Source organism: Aquabacterium olei (assembly GCF_003100395.1).
In the GTDB taxonomy this organism is placed as follows: domain Bacteria; phylum Pseudomonadota; class Gammaproteobacteria; order Burkholderiales; family Burkholderiaceae_C; genus Aquabacterium; species Aquabacterium olei.
The window spans coordinates 2944020-2966614 of the sequence record NZ_CP029210.1 but is presented as its reverse complement, the minus strand read 5'-3'; the positions used below and the strand labels follow the sequence as shown (position 1 = coordinate 2966614).

The window sequence follows — 22595 nt, the reverse complement described above, 5'->3', positions numbered from 1 at the left end:
GGGAGGGTTGATTTCTGACAAGGACGCTTGTCACAATAGCTTTGACAATGGACCATGTCAACATAGGCATCCCTATGGAAAGCCCACGCCCTGATCCTTCCCCCGCGAACAAGCGCCGTTACGGCGGCGTGCTGCCCGAAGAGCGGCAGCGGCAGCGCCGTGCCAAGCTCATTGAGGGGGCGCTGGCGGTGTTCGGCACCAAGGGCTTCCATGCCACCACGGTGCGTGAGGTGTGCGTGGCCGCGCACCTGACCGAGCGTTACTTCTACGAATCGTTCAAGACGCTGCCCCAGCTCTACCTGGCCACCTATGAAACGCTGCGCGAAGAGCTGATGCGGCTGACGCTGGCGGCGCTGTCGCAGGCCGAGCCCACGCCGCTGGGCTTGCTGGAGCCTGCGATGCGGGTGTTTCTCGAGTTCATCCGCGACGACCCGCGGCGTGGCCGCATCATGCTGGTCGACTCGCTGGCCGTGAACGACGAGGTGGCGGCCGTGAGCGGCGCCACGGCGCGCGATTATTCGAACATGCTGCGCTCGCACCTGACCCAGCTGGTGCCTGATCTGAAGCGCGACGACATCAGCCTGGACCTGCTGGCCGAGGGGATGATCGGCCTGAACGTGCTGCTGGCCGCACGCTGGATGCAGGACGGCTTTGCCGAGCCCATCGACAAGGTGGTCGCGACCAATCTGCTGCCTTATCGCGGGCTTTTCGTACTGGCGGGCGCCCCGCGCAGGGCCTGAACGGACAAGGCGCGAAGGGGCGGGCACCGGGAGGCGCCGGCCTCCCTACAATCGCGCCCATGCCTTTCGTTCACCTGCGCTCCCACACCGAATTTTCCGTCGTCGACGGCACCGTCCGGATCGACGACCTGGTCAAGGCCGCGGCCAAGGACAACCAGCCCGCGGTGGCCATTTCCGACCTGAGCAACCTGTTCGGGGCGCTGAAGCTGTACAAGAGCGCGCAGAAGAAGGGCGTTCAGCCCATCATCGCGGCCGACGTCTGGCTGGAGCCCGAAGAGGCCGGCAAGGCGCCCACCCGGCTGCTGCTCGTCATTCAGAACCGCCAGGGCTACCTCCGGTTGTGCGAACTGCTGGGCGAGGCCTGGACGGCCCCGGGGCAGCGCACGCACGCCTGGGTGGCGTGGGACTCGCTGGCGCAGCGCAACGAAGGCCTGATCTGCCTGTCCGGAGCCGACCTGGGGCCGGTGGGCCAGGCAGTCCTGATGGGCGACCTGGCCAAGGCCGAAATGTGGGTGCGCAAGCTGGCCGAGATCTTTCCGGGCCGCTTCTACCTGGAATTGCAGCGCGGTGGCCATGCCACGAACGAGCCGCACATCCGTGCTGTGGTGCCCATGGCTGCGCGGCTGGGTCTGCCCGTGGTGGCGACGCACCCGATCCAGTTCATGACGCCCGATGACTTCGAGGCGCATGAGGCCCGCGTGTGCATTGCCGAGGGCGAGACGCTGGGCAACCCCAAGCGCATCAAGCGCTTCACGAAGGAGCAGCACTTCAAGACCACCGCCGAGATGTCGGCGCTGTTCGCCGACATCCCCTCGGCCATCGCCAACACGGTGGCCATTGCCCGCCGTTGCGCGCTGACGCTGGTGCTGGGCAAACCGCAACTGCCCGACTTCCCGACGCCGATCATGCCGGACGGTCAGCCTCAGCCGATGGAAGACTTCTTCCGTGAGCTGTCGCACCAGGGCCTGGAAGAGCGGCTGGCCCACCTGTTTCCCGACGAGGCCGAGCGCAACGCGCAGCGCCCGACCTATGTGGAGCGCCTGGACTTCGAGATCAACACGATCCTGAAGATGGGCTTTCCGGGCTACTTCCTGATCGTGCAGGACTTCATCAACTGGGCAAAGAACAACGGCTGCCCGGTGGGCCCGGGCCGGGGCTCGGGCGCCGGTTCGCTGGTGGCCTACGCGCTGAAGATCACCGACCTCGACCCGCTGAAGTACAACCTGCTGTTCGAGCGCTTCCTGAACCCCGAGCGGGTCTCGATGCCCGACTTCGACATCGACTTCTGCCAGGGCAACCGCGACCGCGTCATCGACTACGTGAAGGACCGCTACGGGCGCGATGCGGTTTCGCAGATCGCCACGTTCGGCACCATGGCCGCCAAGGCCGCGCTGCGCGACGTGGGCCGCGTGCTGGGCATGGGCTACGGCCACGTCGACAGCATTGCCAAGCTGATCCCGGCGCCGCCAGGCAAGACGGTGACGCTGGCCAAAGTGCCCGCCGAGCCCGACCCTGGCATCATCTACGCCCGCAAGGAAGCGCCTGAACTGGAAGAGCGCGAAAAGGCCGAAGAAGAAGTGGCCGCGCTGCTGACGCTGGCCGAGCGCGTGGAAGGCATGGTGCGCAACATCGGCATGCACGCCGGGGGCGTGCTGATTGCGCCGGGCAAGATCACCGACTTCTGCCCGCTCTATATGCAGCCGGGCAGTGACTCGGCCGTGAGCCAGTACGACAAGGACGACGTCGAAGCCATCGGCCTGGTGAAGTTCGACTTTCTGGGCCTGGCGACGCTGACCATTCTGGAGACGGCCAAGGAGTTCATCATGGCCCGGCATCCGGACCAGAAGGACTTCGATTTCGCGAAGATTCCGCTCGACGACGCGCCCACGTTCCGGCTGCTGTCCGAAGGCAAGACGGTGGCCGTGTTCCAGCTGGAATCCCGCGGGATGCAGGGCATGCTGCGCGACGCCAAGCCCAGCGTCTTCGAGGACATCATCGCGCTGGTGGCGCTCTACCGTCCGGGCCCGATGGACCTGATCCCTTCGTTCTGCGCGCGCAAGCACGGCAAGGAAGAGGTGACCTACCCGCACCCGCTGATGGAGACGGTGCTCAAGGAAACCTACGGGATCATGGTGTACCAGGAGCAGGTGATGCAGGTGGCCCAGATCGTCGGGGGCTACTCGCTCGGCGGCGCCGACCTGCTGCGCCGCGCGATGGGCAAGAAGAAGGTCGAGGAGATGCAGCACCACCGCGGCATCTTCTCCGAAGGCGCAGCCAAGAACGGCATCAGCAAGGAACTGGCCGACGAGATCTTCGACTTGATGGAGAAGTTCGCGGGCTATGGCTTCAACAAGTCGCACGCGGCCGCCTATGCGCTGCTGGCCTATCACACGGCCTGGCTGAAGCACCATTACACCGCCGAGTTCTTCGCGGGCAACATGACGATTGCCAGCGACGACACCGACAAGCTCAAGATCTTCCACGACGACGCGACGCAGAACTTCGGCATCACGTTCACCCCGCCGGATGTGAACCAGGGCCAGTGGCGCTTCATGCCGGTCGACGACAAGACCATCTGCTACGCACTGGGTGCGGTCAAGGGCACGGGCCAGGGCGCGATCGAGGCCATCGTGCGCGAGCGCGAGGCCAACGGCCCGTTCAAGAGCTTCTTCGAGTTCTGCTCGCGTGTGGACCGCAAGCTGGTGAACAAGCGCGTGGTGGAGGCGCTGATCAAGGCCGGTGCGTTCGACCTGCTGGAGCCGCATCGATCGGGCTTGCTGGCGAGTGTGTCGCTGGCCTTCGAGTACGCCGACACGCTGGCGGCCAACGCCGACCAGGGCGGGCTGTTCGACTTCGGCGACAGCCACGCGGCTTCGACCAACGAGCCGGACCTGGTGCCGACCGAGCCGTGGACGCTCAAGGAGCGCCTGAGCCTCGAGAAGACCGCCATCGGCTTCTACCTGTCGGGCCACCTGTTCGACGAGGCCGAGCCCGAGGTGCGGCGCTTCTGCAAGCAGCGCATCGGTGACCTCAAGGACAGCCGCGATCCGCAGTTGGTGGCCGGCATCATCAGCGAGCTGCGCATCATCAACGGCACCCGCGGGCGTGTGGCCATCTTCAAGCTGGACGACAAGAGCGAGACCATCGAGGCCGTGGCCAACCAGAGCACGCTGGACGCCAACAAGGACCTGCTGAAGGACGACGAACTGGTCATCATCCAGGGTAAGGTGCAGACGGACCGCTTCTCGGGTGGACTGCGGCTGAACGTACAGGAAGTGATGAGCCTGGCGTCGGCGCGGTGCCGCTATGCCCGCTTCGTGCGGCTGGTGGCGCGCGACCAGAAGCTGCCCGTGGCCGAGGTGCTGCGCGAGCACCCGGCTCGACGCATCGAGTCCGACCAGCCGGACCTGCCGCCCATTCTGCAGGGCCTGCCGCTGCGCGTGATGGTGGAGCGGCGGACACCGACGCTGTCGGCGCGGGCCGAGCTGGAGCTGGGCGACCAGGCCAAGGTGTACCCGACCGAGGCCGCGATGCTGCGCTTCAAGGAACTGATGCCCGACGCCCAGGCCACGGTGGTGTACGGCGAAGGCTGAGCGGCCCACCAAAAAAAGCAGGCACATGCCGTGGAGCGCCATGTGCCTGAAAAGAGGGCAGGCCACGAGGCCCACCCGCCGCTGATCTGCTGGTGATCAGGTCAGAATCAGAATTGGTCCTCGCGCAGGGCCAGCGTGCTGCTCGCGCCGTTGACGACGCGGTCGCGCCAGGCCGGCGCCTCGACCAGCATGTGGTGCAGGAAGTGCAGCGCCGTGCCGACCTTGGCGCTGAGGAAGCCTTCATCGCCCGCGGCGCCCGACAGCTGGGCCTGGGCCGCCTCGGCCGATCGGCTCATCAGCCAGCCACCGATCACGGTGCCGCTGAGCTTCAGGTAGGGCACGGCACCGGCCGCGCTGGCCGCCGGTTGCTGGGTGCCCACCGTCAGCAGCCAGTCGGTCGCCTGCGACAGGGCGTCGAGGCCGCGCTGCAGGCCCTGGCCCAGCTGGCGCAGCGACGCATCCGGATGCTCGCTCAGTCGGTGAGCGTCGGCCGACATCGTGCGCATCAGCGCCTTCATGGTCACGCCGCCTTCGCGGGCCAGCTTGCGGCCGATCAGGTCGTTGGCCTGGATGCCGGTCGTGCCCTCGTAGATGGTGGTGATGCGGGCGTCACGCACGTACTGCGCTGCACCGGTTTCTTCGATGAAGCCCATGCCGCCGTGCACCTGCACGCCGTCGGCCACCACCTGCTGGGCGGTTTCCGTGCACCAGCCCTTGACCACCGGAATCAGCAGGTCGACCATGGCCTGGCTCTGCTGGCGCACGGTGGCGTCGGTGTGGCCGTGGGCGCGGTCCATCTGGCCGGCCGCGTAGTAGGCCAGCGCGCGCATGGCTTCCACACGGGCCTTCATGTCCATCAGCATGCGGCGCACATCGGGGTGGCCGATGATGCCGCGGCTGCCCTCGGTCAGCGTGCGGCCCTGCACCCGCTCGATGGCATAGGCGCGGGCCCGCTGGTAGGCTCGCTCCGAGATCGCCACACCTTCCAGGCCGACGTTCAGGCGGGCGTGGTTCATCATCGTGAACATGTAGCCCAGGCCCTTGTGGGCCTCGCCCACCAGGTAGCCAATGGCGCCGCCCTGGTCACCAAAGGACATCACGGCCGTGGGGCTGGCGTGGATGCCGAGCTTGTGCTCGATGGACGAGCACATCAGGTCGTTGCGCTCACCGAGTGAGCCATCGGCATTCACGAGGTATTTGGGGCACACGAACAGCGAGATCCCCTTCACGCCTTCCGGTGCGTCCGGCAGGCGGGCCAGCACCAGATGGACGATGTTCTCGGCCATGTCGTGCTCACCCCAGGTGATGAAGATCTTGGTGCCCGTGATGCGATAGTGGTCGCCCTCGGGCACCGCGCGGCTGCGGATGGCCGAGAGGTCCGAGCCGGCCTGTGGCTCGGTCAGGTTCATGGTGCCCGTCCACTGGCCGGACACCATCTTGGGCAGGAAGCGCTGTTGCAACTCGGGGCTGCCGTGGCGCGCCAGGGCCTCGACGGCGCCCAGCGTCAGCATCTGGCACAGCGAGAACGCCATGTTCGACGACTTCCACATTTCCAGCACCGCGGTGCTGACCAGCGTCGGCAGGCCCTGGCCACCGAACTCGGTGGCGGCGGGCATGCCGTTCCAGCCCGTTTCGCAGAACTGGGCGTAGGCTTGCTTGAAGCCATCGGCCGCGTGAACGACGCCGTTGTCCCAGCGTGCACCCTGCTGGTCGCCGGGCCAGTTCAGAGGGTCCAGCACACCGCTGGCAAACCGACCGGCTTCCTCGAGGATGGCCTCCACGAGATCGGGCGAGGTTTCTTCGAAACCAGGCTGGGCGCACACGGCGTCCAGGCCGGCCACCTCCTTCATCGTGAAGGCCATGTCGCGCAGGGGCGCGCTGTAGACGGACATCGTTCGTTACTCCAGTTCAGACTTGGGAAAGGACTCAGTGCGCGCTGGCCTGGGCCGCACCGATGCCGGTTTCGGCGCGCACGCTCTGGTCATGGAAGCCGGCCTTGTCCTGCTTGGCACGGGCGCTGCTGTCGGTCACCGAGAACAGCCACGTGAAGAAGAACGCCAGCGGCATCGAGAACAGGGCAGGGTGTTCGTACGGGAAGATGGGCTTCTCGTTGCCGAGCACCACGACCCACACCGCCTTGGACAGCACGACGAACATCACGGCCGACACCAGACCGGCGATGCCACCCAGCAGGGCACCGCGCGTGGTCAGGCCCTTCCAGTACAGCGACAGGATCAGCACCGGGAAGTTGGCCGACGCGGCGATGCCGAAGGTGAGGCCCACCAGGAAGGCGACGTTCTGCTTCTCGAACATGATGCCGAGCACGACGGCCACCACGCCCAGGCCGATCGAAGCGAACTTCGACACGCGCATTTCTTCGGCCTCGGTGGCCTTGCCCTGGCGCAGCACGCGGGCATAGATGTCGTGGGCGATGGACGAGGCACCGGCCAGGGCCAGGCCGGCCACCACCGCGAGGATGGTCGCGAAGGCCACGGCCGACAGGAAGCCCAGGAACAGGTTGCCGCCGACGGCGTTGGCCAGGTGCATCACGGGCATGTTGTTGCCGCCGATGATCTTGCCGCCGATGACGCCGCCTTCAAAGAACTTCGGATCCTGGCCGACGATCACGATGGCGGCCAGACCCAGCAGGCACACGATCAGGAAGAACAGCCCGATGAAGCCCGAGGCCACGAACACCGACTTGCGTGCTTCCTTGGCGTTGGGCACGGTGAAGAAGCGCATCATGATGTGCGGCAGACCGGCGGTGCCGAAGACCAGACCCAGCGACAGCGAGGTCGCGGTGATCGGGTCGGCGAGCATGCTGCCCGGACGCATGATGGCCTCGCCATCCTTGTGCGCAGCGACGGCCTTGGTGGCCAGCGTCTCGATGTTGAAGCCGAACTGGCTCAGCGCCAGGCCGAGCATCAGCACGCCACCGGTCAGCAGCAGCACGGCCTTGATGATCTGCACCCAGGTCGTGGCGATCATGCCGCCGAAGGTCACGTACACGACCATCAGCACGCCCACCACGGCCACGGCCACAGGGTAGTCCAGGCCGAACAGCAGCTTGATCAGCTGGCCCGCGCCCACCATCTGCACGATGAGGTAGAAGCACACCACGGTCAGCGACGAGAAGGCGGCGAAGGTGCGGATCGAGCCCTGCTGCAGCCGGTACGACGCGATGTCGGCGAACGTGAAGCGGCCCAGGTTGCGCATGCGCTCGGCCAGCAGGAACAGGATCACCGGCCAGCCGATGAAGAAGCTGATGGTGTAGACGAAGCCGTCGTAGCCGCGCATGAACACCAGCGAGCTCAGGCCCAGCAGCGTGGCGGCCGACATGTAGTCGCCGGCAATGGCCAGACCGTTCTGGAAGCCGGTGATGCCGCCACCGGCGGTGTAGAAGTGCGCGGCCGACGTGGTGCGCTTGGCGGCCCACCAGGTGATGCCGAGCGTGAACAGCACGAACACCAGGAACATGCCGATGGCGGTGACGTTGATCGGCTGCTTCTGCACCTGACCGACATCACCGGGGGCGGCGAGGGCACAGCCCATGGCCAACAGGGCCGCCGAAGCGGCAAGGGCTTTCAGATGGGCTTTCATGTGTTGCGCTCCACGATTTCACGGGTCAGGCGGTCGAATTGGCCGTTGGCGCAGCGCACGTACCAGCCGGTCAGCAGCCACGAGCCGACGATGAGGGCGGCCCCGACCGGGATGCCGAGCGTCAGGGTGCTGCCCGCGAACAGCGGTTGGCCGAAGATGCCGGGCGCGAAGGCCACGATGGCCATGAAGCCGTAGTAGGCGCCGAGCACCAGCACCGACAGGGTGACGGCCAGCCGGTTGCGGCTGCTTTTCAATTCGCGGAAGGCAGGGTCGGCCTCTACGCGCCGATAGATGTCCTGGCTCATGTCTCTCTCCAATTTCTCCAGGGATTGAGGGAGCGGCCCACCGTGGCGGGCCGCACGGGGTCACTCGATGGCGCTGGCGGACTTCACCCGCTCACGCAGCACGAACTTCTGCACCTTGCCGGTGGCCGTCTTGGGCAGCTCACCGAACACGATGCGCTTGGGCACCTTGTAGCGGGCGATGTGTTCGCGGCAGAAGGCGATCAACTCTTCTTCCGTCACATGCTGATCCGCCTTGAGTTCGACGAAGGCGCACGGCACTTCGCCCCACTTCGGATCGGGCTCGGCCACGACGGCCGCCGACATCACGGCCGGGTGGTGGAACAGCGCGTCTTCCACCTCGACGGACGAGATGTTCTCGCCGCCGGAGATGATCACGTCCTTGCTGCGGTCCTTGATCTTGATGTAGCCGCTGGCATCGCGCACGGCCAGGTCACCGGTGTGGAACCAGCCGCCCGCGAACGCTTCCTTCGTGGCCTTCTCGTTCTTCAGGTAGCCCTTCATCACGACGTTGCCGCGGAAGCAGATCTCGCCGATGGTCACGCCGTCGCACGGCACGGGCTCCATCGTGTCGGGGTTGAGCACGGTCACGGCTTCCTGCAGCGCGTAGGGCACGCCCTGGCGGCCGTTTAGGCGGGCACGCTCGTCCAGTGGCAGGTCGTCCCATTCGGCCTGCTTGGCGCACACCGCGGCGGGGCCATACACCTCGGTCAGGCCATAAACGTGGGTCAGGTTGATGCCTGCAGCCTCGCAGCCTTCGATCACGGCGATCGGGGGCGCGGCGCCCGCGATCAGACCATTGACCGTGTGGTTCAGGCCCTCGCGGAGCTTGGCCGGGGCGCTGATCAGCATGTTGTAGACGATCGGCGCGCCGCACATGTGGGTCACGTGGTGGCTCTTGATCAGCCAGAAGATCACCGACGGATCGATGCGGCGCAGGCACACGCTGGTGCCGGCGATCAGCGCCATCGTCCACGGGAAGCACCAGCCGTTGCAGTGGAACATCGGCAGCGTCCACAGGTAGGTGGCGTGCTGTGGCAGGCCCCACGAGATCACGTTGCTGGCCGAGTTCAGGTAGGCGCCGCGGTGGTGGGTGACCACGCCCTTGGGGTTGCCCGTCGTGCCCGAGGTGTAGTTCAGCGCGATGGCGTTCCACTCGTCGTCCGGCAGCTGCCACTCATAGGCCGGGTCGCCCTCGGCCAGCAGTTGCTCGTACGTGAGCGAGCCGACATTGTCACCCGCCGGTGCCGTCTCGTCCTCCACATCGATGACGAGGATGTCGAGGCCAGCCATCTCCAGTGCCTTGGAGATGACACGCGAGAACTCGCGGTCGGTCAGCAGGGCCTTGGCTTCGCCGTGCTGCAGCTGGAACGCGATGGCTTCCGCGTCCAGGCGCGTGTTGAGCGTGTTGAGCACCGCGCCCACCATCGGGATGCCGAAGTGGGCCTCCAGCATGGCCGGCACGTTGGGCAGCATCACGGCCACGGTGTCGCCCTGGGCGATGCCGCGGGCGGCGAGGGCGCTGGCCAGCCGGCGGCAGCGCGCGTCGGTCTCGGCCCAGGTCTGGCGGCGCTCGCCGTAGACGATGGCCGCGCGGTTCGGGTAGACGGCCGCCGCCCGGCGCAGAAAGCTCAGTGGCGAAAGGCTGACATGGTTGGCGGCGTTCTTGTCCAGGCCAAGCTTATAAGGGTTTATACTAGTCATCGTGGTCTCCGTGGCGGCGGTGCCTGCCGCGCCCGGATTCAGAGCCGGACGATGACGCGGCAAGCGTTGTCGGCGGCGATGATGGCCAAGGACCTTTTCACGACCTCCCATCAAATGTGACGAATCTTTGCGTCACCGGTCGTGGCCGGCGATCCGGCCCGTTGCTGCCTAGAATCCAGCAGTCAAAGGGCCCGTCCGAGGCCCGCCCACGAGGAGACAGCGTGACGGCCACCCCCCCCTCTTCCCCTGCCGATGGCGGCAGCTGGCGGCAGCAGACGCTGCAGGCCGGTCTGGATCTGCTCGACCAGGGCCTGACGGTCTTCGACGCCTCGTTGCACCTGGTGGCCTGGAACCGGGCCTTTCTGGAGCTGCTCTCGTTCCCACCCGAGATGACGCGCATCGGCGCGCCCTTCGAGGACTTCATCCGCTACAACGCCCGCCGTGGCGAGTACGGCGACGAGCCCGAAGACGAAGCCGTGCGCCGGCGTGTCGACCTCGCCCTCAAGTTCCTGCCGCATGACATCGAGCGCACGCGGCCCGACGGCCGCATCCTGCGCATCACGGGCCAACCCTTGCCGGGGCACGGCTTCGTCACGCTGTATTCGGACGTGACCGAGCAGCGCCGCACCGAGCAGGCGCTGCGGCAGGCCAACCTCGAGCTGGAGTCGCGCGTGCGGTCCCGTACCGCCGAGTTGCAGCGCAGCGAGCAGCAGATGCGGCTGGTGACCGACTCCATCCCGGCGCTTGTGGCTTACTTCCGGCGCGACCGAGGCTACGAGTACATCAACCGCGGCTACCAGGACTGGTTCGGGCTGGACCCGAAGCGACCGGAGCGCGTGAGTGCGCGTGCCTTCCTGGGCCCCGAGGTCTACGAAGGCATCAAGCCCAATGTGAAGCGGGCGCTGGCTGGCGAGTCCGTCACCTTCGACTACGAGCTGCACACCATCCAGGGCGAGACGCTGTCGGTGCGCACCACGCTCATCCCCGACCGCACGGCCGATGGCGAGGTGGTGGGCTGCTTCGAGCTGACCTTCGATGTGACCGAGCAGAAGCGTTCGCAGGCGCTGATCGAGCGCGCCCAGAAAATGGAGGCCATGGGCCAGCTCGCGGGTGGCCTGGCCCACGACTTCAACAACATCCTCACCGTCATCATCGGCAACCTGGCGGCGCTGGGCGATGCGCGGCCACAGGATCAACTGGTGAGCGAGTTCACGCAGCCCGCCGTGGCGGCCGCGCGCCGTGGCGCCGAGCTGATCCGCGGCCTGATGACGTTTGCGCGGCAGCAGCCGCTGCAGGCTGCCGCCGTCGATGTCGGCGCCCTGGTGTCGTCGGTGGTGCGCCTGGTGCGGCCTGCGCTGCCGGCCTGCCTCACGCTGCAGGCCCACGCGGGCGACGACGCCGCGTGGACCTGGGTGGACGCCACGCAGCTCGAGAACGCGCTGGTCAACCTGATCCTGAATGCGCGCGATGCCACGCCCGGCAGCGGCCGCATTGACGTGCGTGCGCGGTGCAGTGATCTGGATGGCCCGCGGGCGCGTGCGCTGCAACTGCAGACCGGTCCGCATGTCTGCATCGAGGTGCAGGACCAGGGGGTCGGCATGGATGCCGCCACACTGGCGCGTGTGTTCGAGCCCTTCTTCACCACCAAGCGGCACGGCAGTGGCACCGGGCTGGGCATGGCCATGGTGTATGGCTTCGTTCGGCAGTCTGGCGGTGCGGTGGACGTGCGCAGCGCCCCGGGGCAGGGCACCACGGTGAGCCTGTGGCTGCCCGCCACCGAGGCCCCGGCCGAGCTGCCCGCGCTGGACGAACCGGGCCATGTGCCCGGTAGTGCGCGCCGCGGTGTGGCGCTGCTCGTCGAGGACGACGGGGACGTGCGCAAGGTGGTGCGGCGCAGCCTGCTGGACCTGGGCTTTGCCGTGATCGAGGCCGCCAACGGTCACGAGGCCCAGGAGATCCTGGCGCAGATGAGCGGCATCACGCTGCTGCTGTCCGACATCATGATGCCCGGCGAGATCGACGGCCGTGCCCTGGCCCGTCAGGCGCGGGAACGCGGCCAGGCCCAGCAGGTGCTGCTGATGAGCGGGTACGCGCCCGGCATCGACACCCTGACCGACTTGCCCTTGTTGGCCAAGCCCTTCACCACCAGCGAACTGGCTGCTGCCATCGAGGAGCTCACTGTATGAGCGAGCCACACCTTCCCACAGCGGAGCAGGACGGCCAGGCACCGGCGCTGATCTACATCGTCGACGACGACCTGTCGATCGCCCGCCTGCTGACGCATGTGCTGACCGAGTTCGGCTTTCTGGCCGAAGCCTTCGGAACCGGGGCGGCGGTGTTGCGCCGCCTGCAGACCACGCGACCCGACCTGTGCATCGTCGACCTCGGCCTGCCTGACATGGACGGGATCGAACTGGTGCGCCAGATCGCCCTGCAGTCGCATGCCGGGGTGCTGATCCTGACCGGCCGCGGCCACACGGTGGACCGCGTGATGGGGCTGGAACTGGGCGGCGATGACTACGTGACCAAGCCGTTCGAGCCGCGTGAACTGGTGGCGCGGGTGCGCAGCATCCTGCGTCGGCGGGCGCCCCATACGGGGACGGCCGTGGGCTCGGCGCGCCGGCTGGCCTCGTTTGCCGGCTGGACGCTGGACTGCGCCGCCAACATCCTGCGCGCGGAAGACGGCACCGAGCATGTGCTGGGCGTGGCCGAGGTGCAGGTGCTGCGGACGTTTCTCGAACGCCCCCACCAGATCCTCAGCCGCGAGCAACTGGTCGGCCACCGTGGCCTCTCGCCCATGGACCGCAGCATCGACGTGCGCATCTCGCGGCTGCGCCGCAAGATCGAGATCGACCCGATGGACCCGCGCATCATCAAGACGGTGTATGGCGCGGGGTATGTGTTCTCGGCGAGCGTCAGCTGGTCCTGACGGGCGAAGGGGTTTGCGCAGCGCGCGATACTGTATGAAAATACAGTATGCCCAAGCCCGTTCCCCCGTCTGACGCGTTCCCGGATGCCCGGCGGGCGGCCGCGCCCGTCAAGGGCCGCGGCACGGCCACGCGGCTGGCGCATCGCTTCGAGGCCCGTACGCGCGAGCGCGATCAGACCGGCTGGGAGCCCATGCAGTGGCAGCCAGCTCTGCGCTCGGATGATCAAAAGACCGATGATCCGTTCGAGGCCCCGCCGGCGGTGCAGCCCACCACATGCCAGGCCGAGACGGCCCGCACCATCCTGTCTCGCAACGATTCCCCCGACATCCCCTTCACCTGGGCCATCAACCCCTACCGCGGCTGCGAGCACGGCTGTATCTACTGCTACGCGCGGCCCACGCACAGCTACCTGAACCTCTCACCGGGGCTGGATTTCGAGACGCGGCTGATCGCCAAGGTCAACGCGGCCCAGGCGTTGCAGCGCGAACTGGCCCGGCCGGGCTATCAGCCGAGTCCCATCCAGATCGGCTCGGCCACCGACGCCTACCAACCCGTGGAGCGCGAATGGCGCCTGACCCGGCAGGTGCTGGAGGTGCTCGATGCCTGTCGGCATCCCTACACCATCGTCACCAAGTCCAGCGGTGTGGAGCGCGACATCGACCTGCTGGCGCGGGCTGCCGACCGCAAGCAGGTCTACGTGATGGTGAGCATCACGAGCTTGGATGCGGGCCTGTCGCTCAGGCTGGAGCCTCGCGCCGCAGCGCCGTGGCGGCGACTGGAGACCGTGCGGCGGCTTGCGGCAGCGGGCGTGCCGGTGGGGGTCAACGTCGCGCCCATCATTCCCTTCCTTAACGAGCCGGAGATCGAGCGCATCATCGAAGCGGCTGCGCAGGCCGGGGCCGCCAGCATTCACTACACCGTGGTGCGCCTGCCCTGGGAGGTGAACCCGCTGTTTCAGGGCTGGCTGGCCGACCATGTGCCCGACAAGGCCGAGCGCATCATGGCCCGCATCCGTGAACTGCACGGCGGGCGGGACTACGAAGCCGACTTTGCCCGGCGCATGAAGGGCGCCGGCATCTGGGCCGACCTGATCCGCCAGCGCGTGCGCAAGGCAGCCGCGCGCCATGGCGTCGATGGGCGCCCGCCCGTGCTGGATGTGCAACCCTTCCGGGCGCCGCCGGGCCGGAATGCCGCCGCGGGACAGGCCCGCCTGTTCGATTGACCGCAATCACCACCGGTGGCGGTGGCCGCCATACGGACCGGGGGGGCCCCACCACCACGTGCCGGGATACACCACCGTCGGCGGTGCATAACGCACGGGTGGGGCGTAGCGCACGACCGGCGGAGGCGGTTCGATCACCATCTCGGTCTCGACCGGGGCGGTCATCACGCCCGGCGGCATCGCCCCGGCCGGGGCCAGCGTGACCTGAATCGGGATGGTCGGGCCGGGCTCCTGAGTCATCTGTGTGCTGAACTGCTGGCCGTTGTACTCATAGACGACGTTGTAGGCGATGACGCGCTGCTCGTACGCGTTCTGCTGCTCGCAGCGGCGCACCGTCTGCAGGCCGGACTTGCCATTGGTCTCGACCTTGTCGCCCAGGATGGCGCCACCGATGATGCCGATGCCGGTGGCCAGTGCATTGCCCGATCCCTTGCCGACTGCGTTGCCCATGGCGCCGCCCGCAATCGCGCCCATGAGGGCGCCTGCGCCCGTGCCTTGCGCGGCCACCGCCTGCTGTTCGTCGCGGCAGATCTGGCGTGGTGTGGTCACCTGGGCCACGACGGGCGTCGCCGCAACGACGCGCGCCTGCACCATGGTGCTGGTGGTGGAGGGCACGCCAACCACCGTGCCGACGGCCGGCCCGGCGCAGGCCGCACCGGCCGCCACGGCCATGCATGCCAGGGCCAGAAACGAGCGCGGGGTGTGCATGCGGCTTGTCATCGTCTACTCCTGAAGGGCCGGGCGGGCGCCCGTTGAAGGGTTCAACGCAAGGGCCGGTCGGCGCGCCGACACGGGCCCTGTACAGGGGCCGTAAAGATGGGTGAAAAGCGCGCTGGGTGAGGCCGCCGATGCGGTCGAGCTCCTGCTCCGTTCGGCCGTTGCGATGGGCTACGCGTGCGCGCACTAAAATCGCAGGTTTCCCACCTCTGTACCACCTCACCATGTCCAAGACGACCGTGAAAGCCACCAAGGCCGCCCCCCGGGCAGCCCAGGCCCCCAAGGCAGCCAAGCCTCAGGCTGCGTCCGCCCCCGCTGCTGCTCCTGCCGCCGTTGCCGGCCAGGGCAAGCAGGGCGTCAAGAAGGTCGTGCTGGCCTACTCCGGCGGTCTGGACACCTCGATCATCCTGAAGTGGCTGCAGGACGAGTACAACTGTGAAGTGGTGACGTTCACGGCCGACATCGGCCAGGGCGAAGAAATCGAGCCCGCACGCGCCAAGGCCCTGAAGATGGGCATCAAGCCCGAGAACATCCACATCGAAGACCTGCGCGAAGAGTTCGTGCGCGATTTCGTGTTCCCGATGTTCCGCGCCAACGCGCTGTACGAAGGCGAATACCTGCTGGGCACCTCCATCGCCCGTCCGCTGATCGCCAAGCGCCTGGTCGAGATCGCCAAGAAGTCCAAGGCCGACGCCATCTCGCACGGCGCCACCGGCAAGGGCAACGACCAGGTCCGCTTCGAGCTGGGCGCCTACGCGCTGCTGCCCGGCGTGAAGGTGATCGCCCCCTGGCGTGAGTGGGACCTGCTGAGCCGCGAGAAGCTGCTGGCCTACGCCGACAAGCACGGCATCCCCGTCGACTTCAAGAAGCGCAAGGGCGGTGCCCCGTACTCGATGGACGCCAACCTGCTGCACATCAGCTACGAAGGCGGCGTGCTGGAAGACCCGAACTTCGAGCCCGAAGCCAACATGTGGCGCCTGACCGTGTCGCCCGAGAAGGCCCCCAACAAGGCCGAAGTGATCGAGCTGACCTATGCCAAGGGTGACGTGGTCGCCATCAACGGCGTGAAGATGACGCCCGCGCAGGTGCTGACCAAGCTGAACGAGCTGGGCGGCAAGCACGGCATCGGCCGCCTGGACAAGGTCGAGAACCGCTATGTGGGCATGAAGAGCCGCGGCTGCTATGAAACCCCGGGCGGCACCATCCTGCTGACCGGCCACCGCGCCATCGAATCGATCACGCTGGATCGCGAAGTGCTGGCGCTGAAGGACGACCTGATGCCGCGCTATGCCCGTCTGGTCTACAACGGCTACTGGTTCAGCCCCGAACGCGAACTGCTGCAGGGCCTGATCGACAAGAGCCAGGAAACCGTCAACGGCACCGTCAAGCTCAAGCTGTACAAGGGCACCATCATGTGCACGGGCCGTGAGTCGGCCACCGACAGCCTGTTCGACCCGCAGATCTCGACCTTCGACGACGACGGCGGCGCCTACAACCAGGCCGACGCGGCCGGCTTCATCAAGCTGAACGCGCTGCGCCTGCGCATTGGCGCCAACGTGAAGGCCAAGCGCGATGCCGCTGCCAAGCCGGCGCGCAAGACCGCGGCCAAGCCTGCAGCCAAGAAGGCCGCCGCCAAGAAGGCCGCTGCAAAGAAGCCCGCCTGATCGCCAAACCTGAACTGGACATCCGCATGACCACCACGACCCTCGCTGGCAGCGTTGCCACGCAAGCCAATGTGTACTTCGACGGCAAGTGCGTCTCGCACACCGTGACCCTGACCGACGGCACCCGCAAGTCGGTTGGCGTCATCCTGCCCGCCACGCTGACCTTCAACACGGGCGCGCCGGAGATCATGGAAACCGTCGCCGGCAAGGCCACCATCAAGCTGGCCGGCTCTGACGAGTGGAAGACGTACGCCGCTGGCGAGAGCTTCAATGTGCCGGGCAACTCGTCGTTCGAGATCAAGGTGGAAGGCGAGCCCTACCACTACATCTGCCACTTCGGCTGATCCGGCACGGGGCCGTGGCGCGGGGCGTACACGGCTCAGGCTGAAAGAGGGGCGCTTCGGCGCCCCTTGTCGTTGTCGCCTCGGATGCGCCACGCCGCGCGCTCCTCAGAGCACGACGGGCTCCGGCTCCAGCCGGATGCCGAATCGCCCGTAGACGCTTTCCTGGATGGCGCGTGCGAGCGTCACCACCTCGGCCCCGCTGGCCCCGCCGCGGTTGACGAGCACCAGCGCCTGGCGCTCGTAGACGCCCGCGCGGCCGATGGACTTGCCCTTCCAGCCACAGGCGTCGATCATCCAGCCGGCCGCCAGCTTGAAGCTGCCGTCGTCCAGCGGGTAATGGACGATCTCGGGGTCTCGGCCGATGATGTCGCGGCACTGCTCGGCCGTCACCACGGGGTTCTTGAAGAAGCTGCCGGCGTTGCCGATCACGGCCGGGTCGGGGAGCTTGGCTCGACGCACCTCGCAGATCCAGTCGAAGATCTGGCGGGCGGTGGGGTGCGTGTTGCCGGTTTCGGCGATCTTGCGTTCGAGCTCGAGGTAGCCCAGCACCGGCACCCAGGGGCGCGGCAGGCGCAGGCGCACGCGCGTGATCACGCTCTTGTTGGCCAGGTGCTGCTTGAACACCGAGTCGCGGTAACCGAAGTGGCATTGCTCGGCCGTCAGCGTGACGGTGCGGCCCGTGATGAGGTCCACCGCATCGAGCGAGTCGAAGCGGTCTTTCAGCTCCACCCCGTAGGCGCCGATGTTCTGCACCGGCGCGGCGCCCACCGTGCCGGGGATCAGCGCCATGTTTTCCAGGCCGGGCAGGTCGTGGTCCAGGCACCATTGCACGGTGTCGTGCCAGGATTCGCCGGCGCCCACTTCGACGATCACTGCGTCCTCGCGGGTCTCCAGCACCTTGCGGCCGCGGATTTCGACCTTCAGCACGCACCGATCGACGTCCCGTGTGAGCACGAGGTTGCTGCCGCCACCCAGCACGAACTTGGGCGCGCGGCCCAGCTCCGGGTCGTTGACGACGCGCTTGAGGTCGCCCTCGCTGTGCACGCGCACCAGCGTGGTGGCCACGCAGGGCAGCCCAAACGTGTTGAACGCGCGCAGGCTGGCACCGCGCTCCAGATCGAGCGGCGGTGGGGTTTCGGCGAAAGTGGCTGCGGCGGAGGACGTGGGCATGGCAGAATTTTCGCAGACAACCACAGAGATTCCCATGCCCAGTTTTGACACCAAGCTCGATCCCAACCTGGAAGCCGTTGACAACGCCGTCAACACCAGCCAGAAGGAGATCGGCACCCGCTTCGATTTCAAGGGCACCAGCGCCGCCGTCGAATTCAAGAAGAAGGAAAAGGAAATCGTCGTCTACGGTGACAGCGACTTCCAGATCGACCAGGTCCGCGACGTGCTCTACAACAAGTTGACCAAGCAGAAGGTCGACATCCGCTTCATGGACGTGGGCAAGGTCGAAAAGATCGGTGGCGACAAGGTCAAGCAGATCGTGAAGGTCAAGGCCGGCATCGAATCCGAACTGGCCAAGAAGATCGTCAAGGTCCTCAAGGACAGCAAGATGAAGGTCAACGCCAGCATCCAGGGCGAGGAGGTGCGCGTGCAAGGCAACAAGCTCGACGACCTGCAGGCGGCCCAGGGCCTGATCCGCAAGGAGCTGGATTACCCGTTCTCGTTCGGCAACTACCGGGACTGATCGGGTGCGCGCGCGCCTGATGGGGTGTCTGGTGGCTGGCCTGACGCTGGCTGCGGGTCCGGCCGAGGCCCAGAGCGTCGCCATGACGGGCGGCATGGGCAGCAAGGTGCTGCTCGTCGTCAACGGTGGCGCGCCGCGTGCGCTGGCCGCGGGCGACACCCACCAGGGCGTGCGTGTCGTGAGCGTGGCCTCCGACCGCGCCGTGGTCGAGGTGGCCGGTCAGCGGCAGACGGTGATGCTCGGCGGTGCGCCTGTCAGCATCGGGGGGCGCGGTGGCAGTGCCGGTGGCACGCACATCGTGCTGACGGCGGGGCAGGGCGGCCATTTCCTCACGCTCGGTCAGATCAACGGGCGCTCGACGCAGTTCATGGTGGACACCGGCGCCACGTCGATCGCCATGAGCGCCGAGGAGGCCCGCCGGCTCGGCCTGGCGTTCGAGAACGGCCCGAAGATCTACGGCAACACCGCCAACGGGCCGGTCACCGGCTACCGGGTCACGCTGACTTCGGTGCGCATCCAGGATGTCGAGGTGCACAACGTCGAGGCGGCGGTGCTGCCGCTGCCCATGCCCCACATCCTGCTGGGCAACACCTTTCTGACGCGCTTCCAGATGAAGCGCGAGAACGACACGCTCACGCTCACGCGCCGTTTCTGAGGCCGCGCCACGGCGCGGGCCGCTTCACAGACCGTGGCGCTTGATCTTGTCGTGCAGCGTGGTCTTGGCCACCTTCAGGGCTTCGGCGCAGCGCGCCACATTGCCACCCTGGCGTTGCAGCTCGGTGGCGATCAGGTCGCGTTCGAAGCGATCGACCGCCTCGGCCAGCGAGAGGCCGCCTGCATCGCTGGGGGGCGTGCTCTGTCCACTGTCGAGCACGGCATTGCGCACCCCCAGCACCAGGCAGTCGGCCGCATTGCGCAGCTCGCGCACATTGCCCGGCCAGTCGTGGGCCATCAGCCGTGACAGTTGCGCCGCGCTCAGCTCGGGCTGCGGGCGGTTGAAACGCTGGGCAGCGAGCAGCGTGAAGTGCGCCATCAGCATGGGGATGTCCTCGCGGCGCTCGCGCAGCGGCGGCAGGTGCAGGGTCACCACGTTGAGGCGGTAGTACAGGTCGGTGCGGAAGGTGCCCTGGCGACCGCGCTCGAGCAGGTCGTCCTTGGTGGCGGCCACGATGCGGCAGTCGACGTCGATGGCGTGGTTCGAGCCGAGGCGCTCCAGCTTGCGTTCCTGCAACACGCGCAGCAGCTTGACCTGCATGGCCATGGGCATGCTTTCGAGCTCGTCGAGGAACAGCGTGCCGCCGTGCGCGTGCTCGATCTTGCCGATGCGGCGCTTCTGCGCGCCGGTGAAGGCGCCAGCCTCGTGGCCGAACAGCTCGCTGTCGAGCAGGTTGTCGGGCATGCCGCCGCAGTTCAGGGCCACATAGGGCGCGTCGCGGCGGTGCGAGTAGCTGTGCAGGGCCTGGGCCACCAGCTCCTTGCCGCAGCCGGTTTCGCCGTGCACCAGCACGTCCACCGGCGAGTCGGCCACATCGAGGATGAGCTTGCGCACGGCCGCCATGGCCGCCGATTGCCCGATGAGCTGGCCTTCGATGCCGGTGCGGTGGGCGAGCTGCTGGCGCAGGGTTTCCACCTCGCGCGTGAGCAGCCGCTTCTCGAACGCCCGGCGCACCACGTCCACGAGGTGCTCGGAAGGGAAGGGCTTGGTGATGAAGTCGTACGCGCCGCTGCGCATGGCCTCCACCGCGAGGTCGATGTCGCCATGTCCGGTGATCATCACCACGGGCAGCTGGGCATCGTGCTGATGGCAGAAGCGCACCAGCGACAGGCCATCGGCCTTGGGCAGGCGCATGTCGGTCACGACGACCCCGATGGCCCCCGACGTGATGCGGGGCAGCGCCTCTTCGGCCGAGCCCACGCCTTCCACGGTGAATCCGGCGAGCTGCATGGCCTGCACGCAGCCGAGTCGCACGTGCGGCTCGTCTTCCACGATCAGCACCGAGAGGGAAGGCGTGGTGGGGGCGTCAACAAGGCTCATGGCGGCGGCGGGGAGTCGGAATCGGGCAGGGGCGGAGGCAGATCGGCAGGGCGGCGCGAGGGCAGTCCCCCGCTGGTCCAACCGGGCGGCAGCGGCGTCACGTCGGCATCGGTGCGCTCGGGCAGTTCGACGATGAAGCGGGCGCCGCCCTCGGGCTGGTTCTCGGCACGCAACTCGCCGCGGAAAGCCCGGATGATGTCACGCGAAATGTGCAGGCCGAGACCGAGGCCCACGCCGCGCGGCTTGGTGGTGAAAAACGGCTCGAACATCCGGGGCAGCAGTTCGGCCGGGATGCCGCAGCCGCTGTCGCTCACCACCAGGCACACACGCTGGTTGCCAGTGTGCTCGGTGTAGACGTGCACACGGCGCTCGGGCGCATCGCGCACCGCGTCGAGCGCGTTGCCGATGAGGTTGACGACGACCTGCTCGAGCCGGTTCGGATCGCACCACACCAGCGCCTGGCCTTCCACGCAGTCATTGACCAGCGTGATGCCGTCCTTCTTGATGCGCGCCATGAACAGCAGCAGCGCGTTGTTGACCGCCTGGGCCATGTCGGTGGCCACCGGCGTCGCGGGCGCCTTGCGGGCAAAGGCCTTGAGCGACTGGATGATGTCGCCCATCTGGTCGGCCAGCCGGTTGATCAGCGTGAGGTTGCTGTCCACCGTGGGCAGGTCGCCCCGCTTGAGGAACTCGGCCGAGTTGCCCGAGAGCGTGCGAATGGCGCCGATGGGCTGGGCCAGCTCGTGCGTGATTCCTGCCGACATCTGCCCCACGACCGCGAGCTTGGCCGCCTGCACCAGCTCGTCCTGGGCTTCGCGCAGGTTCTGTTCGGTCTGGATGCGCTCGGCCACCTCGCGGCGCAGGCGCTCGTTGGTCTGCGCCAGCGCGCTGGTGCGGCGGGCCACCTTGGCTTCGAGTTGCGCGTTGGCGCGCTCGAGCATGTGGCGCGCCGCCAGCTTGTGTCGCACCAGCCGCTGGCGCTGGGCCAGGGCCAGCCACAGCAGGCCGACAAAGCCCGCGGCCACGGCCGACAGCAGACCCACCGTGAAGGCCTGGCTGCGCACCGGGTCGACGTCGGTGAAGACCCACAGATGCCAGTGCATCTTCGGCAAGGACTTGGCCTGGGCCAGCACCGTGCGCCCCTGCCCCGCGCCCAGGCTGCGCCCCTGCACCAGCACGCCGTCGGCGGCGTCCGGGCTGCTGGCGCCTTGCAGCGCCGTGCTGGCGGCAAAACGGCGCGGCCGGGTGTTCAAGTACAGCTGCCGGATCTGGAAGTCGACGACCTTGTCGAGGCCCTGGTCTCCCACGCTCTGGTAGAGCCAGTCCGGGCGCGACGACAGGATGATGACCTGGTTGTCGTCCGTGATGAAGGCCGGCACCCCGAGCATCGACCAGGCCTCGGCCACGGGGGCGAGCGAGATCTTGATGACCGCCACGCCGATCACCCGCCCCTGATCTCGGATGGGGTTGGCGAGGTAATAGCCAGGTTGCTTGCTGGTGTGGCCGATGGCGAAGTGGCGCCCGACCTGACCGGACAGCGCCTCGATGAAGTAGGGCCGGAAGGACAGGTCCTCGCCGATGAAGCTCAGGGGCTCGCCGGCGTTGCTGGAGGCGACCACATAGCCCCGCTCGTTGATGACGTAGACCGCCATGCTGCCCAGTTGCGCATTGAGCTTGCGCAGGAAGCCGTTGACCGCATCGGCCGAAGCCGGGCCGCTGCGGGGCTGCAGCAGGGCCACCACGTCGCGGTTGAGCTGGATGGTGGCCGGCACGTGCTCGAGCCGGTTCAGCATGCCTTCCAGCGCCGAGGCAAACAGGTCCAGTCGGTGGTTGGCGTTGGTCCGGATGCCTGCCAGGCCCTGGTTCCAGGAGGCGCGGTAGCTCACCACCCCGACGCCCAGAATGGCCAGCACCGCCAGCAGCCCGACCATCAGCCGCCGGCTGCGCGACAGCACGTCGCGTGCGGAGACCCGCTCCAGCGCGGTGCGGCTGGATGGCGGAGCGGACGAGGGGTCGTCAGGCGATGCGGCCGGGGCCAGGGACATGGGCAG

The 22595-nt window shown here is 67.5% G+C and carries 17 protein-coding genes; 9 read left to right on the top strand and 8 right to left on the bottom strand.

Translation table 11 applies throughout. The annotated features are described in order from the left end of the window. The first annotated feature begins 74 nt into the window (after window positions 1-74). A complete protein-coding gene (locus DEH84_RS13260; RefSeq protein WP_159098961.1) occupies window positions 75-740 on the top strand; it encodes a TetR/AcrR family transcriptional regulator in 666 nt (221 codons plus the stop codon). A 59-nt stretch (window positions 741-799) separates the two neighbouring features. Then, a complete protein-coding gene (dnaE, locus tag DEH84_RS13255) occupies window positions 800-4333 on the top strand; it encodes a DNA polymerase III subunit alpha (protein WP_109037277.1) in 3534 nt (1177 codons plus the stop codon). A gap of 107 nt (window positions 4334-4440) precedes the next feature. Here the strand turns inward: dnaE and DEH84_RS13250 are convergent, their stop codons facing one another. From DEH84_RS13250 to DEH84_RS13235, 4 genes are read right to left on the bottom strand one after another with little or no spacing between them, the layout of a single operon-like run. Further along, window positions 4441-6225, bottom strand: coding sequence for an acyl-CoA dehydrogenase (locus tag DEH84_RS13250; RefSeq protein WP_109037276.1), 1785 nt, complete (start codon window positions 6223-6225; stop codon window positions 4441-4443). Between the two features lie 34 nt (window positions 6226-6259). Further along, the gene (locus DEH84_RS13245) at window positions 6260-7933 is read right to left on the bottom strand and encodes a cation acetate symporter (protein WP_109037275.1); all 1674 of its coding nucleotides are present in this window, start codon (window positions 7931-7933) and stop codon (window positions 6260-6262) included. Beyond that, complete coding sequence (locus DEH84_RS13240; RefSeq protein ID WP_109037274.1) at window positions 7930-8238, bottom strand: DUF485 domain-containing protein; 309 nt, start codon at window positions 8236-8238, stop codon at window positions 7930-7932. The genes DEH84_RS13245 and DEH84_RS13240 overlap by 4 nt, the downstream gene beginning before the upstream one ends. A gap of 60 nt (window positions 8239-8298) precedes the next feature. Next, entirely contained in the window at window positions 8299-9939 is a 1641-nt protein-coding gene (locus DEH84_RS13235) for an acyl-CoA synthetase (RefSeq protein ID WP_109038392.1), read from the bottom strand. A gap of 221 nt (window positions 9940-10160) precedes the next feature. On the opposite strand from DEH84_RS13235, the gene DEH84_RS13230 reads away from it, so the two are divergent. Genes DEH84_RS13230 through DEH84_RS13220 form a run of 3 tightly spaced genes read left to right on the top strand, consistent with a single transcriptional unit; the run spans window position 10161 to window position 14091 of the window. Further along, complete coding sequence (locus DEH84_RS13230) at window positions 10161-12125, top strand: PAS-domain containing protein (protein WP_109037273.1); 1965 nt, start codon at window positions 10161-10163, stop codon at window positions 12123-12125. Beyond that, window positions 12122-12868, top strand: coding sequence for a response regulator (locus DEH84_RS13225; RefSeq protein WP_109037272.1), 747 nt, complete (start codon window positions 12122-12124; stop codon window positions 12866-12868). Before DEH84_RS13230 ends, DEH84_RS13225 begins: the two co-directional genes overlap by 4 nt. Before the next feature lie 47 nt (window positions 12869-12915). Then, window positions 12916-14091, top strand: coding sequence for a PA0069 family radical SAM protein (locus DEH84_RS13220; protein WP_109037271.1), 1176 nt, complete (start codon window positions 12916-12918; stop codon window positions 14089-14091). A 6-nt stretch (window positions 14092-14097) separates the two neighbouring features. Here DEH84_RS13220 and DEH84_RS13215 read toward each other — a convergent pair whose 3' ends face one another. Then, entirely contained in the window at window positions 14098-14811 is a 714-nt protein-coding gene (locus tag DEH84_RS13215; protein ID WP_159098960.1) for a glycine zipper 2TM domain-containing protein, read from the bottom strand. 221 nt (window positions 14812-15032) lie between these two features. On the opposite strand from DEH84_RS13215, the gene DEH84_RS13210 reads away from it, so the two are divergent. Beyond that, a complete protein-coding gene (locus DEH84_RS13210; protein WP_109037269.1) occupies window positions 15033-16472 on the top strand; it encodes an argininosuccinate synthase in 1440 nt (479 codons plus the stop codon). Window positions 16473-16498: 26 nt separating this feature from the next. Then, window positions 16499-16816 (top strand): pyrimidine/purine nucleoside phosphorylase, encoded by a 318-nt coding sequence (ppnP, locus tag DEH84_RS13205; protein ID WP_109037268.1) that lies wholly within the window; start codon window positions 16499-16501, stop codon window positions 16814-16816. Window positions 16817-16921: 105 nt separating this feature from the next. On the opposite strand, the gene murB is transcribed toward ppnP, so the two are convergent. Further along, entirely contained in the window at window positions 16922-17986 is a 1065-nt protein-coding gene (murB, locus tag DEH84_RS13200; RefSeq protein WP_109037267.1) for a UDP-N-acetylmuramate dehydrogenase, read from the bottom strand. Window positions 17987-18020: 34 nt separating this feature from the next. Here murB and DEH84_RS13195 point away from each other — a divergent pair, with 34 nt between their 5' ends. Then, on the top strand, window positions 18021-18509 hold the full coding sequence (locus DEH84_RS13195; protein WP_109037266.1) for a YajQ family cyclic di-GMP-binding protein: 489 nt from the start codon (window positions 18021-18023) through the stop codon (window positions 18507-18509). A gap of 4 nt (window positions 18510-18513) precedes the next feature. Continuing rightward, window positions 18514-19164: a retropepsin-like aspartic protease family protein gene (locus DEH84_RS13190; protein WP_109037265.1), complete on the top strand. Its 651-nt coding sequence runs from the start codon at window positions 18514-18516 to the stop codon at window positions 19162-19164. Between the two features lie 24 nt (window positions 19165-19188). Here DEH84_RS13190 and DEH84_RS13185 read toward each other — a convergent pair whose 3' ends face one another. After that, window positions 19189-20544: a sigma-54-dependent transcriptional regulator gene (locus tag DEH84_RS13185; RefSeq protein ID WP_109037264.1), complete on the bottom strand. Its 1356-nt coding sequence runs from the start codon at window positions 20542-20544 to the stop codon at window positions 19189-19191. Further along, entirely contained in the window at window positions 20541-22589 is a 2049-nt protein-coding gene (locus tag DEH84_RS13180; RefSeq protein WP_109037263.1) for a sensor histidine kinase, read from the bottom strand. The genes DEH84_RS13185 and DEH84_RS13180 overlap by 4 nt, the downstream gene beginning before the upstream one ends. Window positions 22590-22595 lie beyond the last annotated feature (6 nt).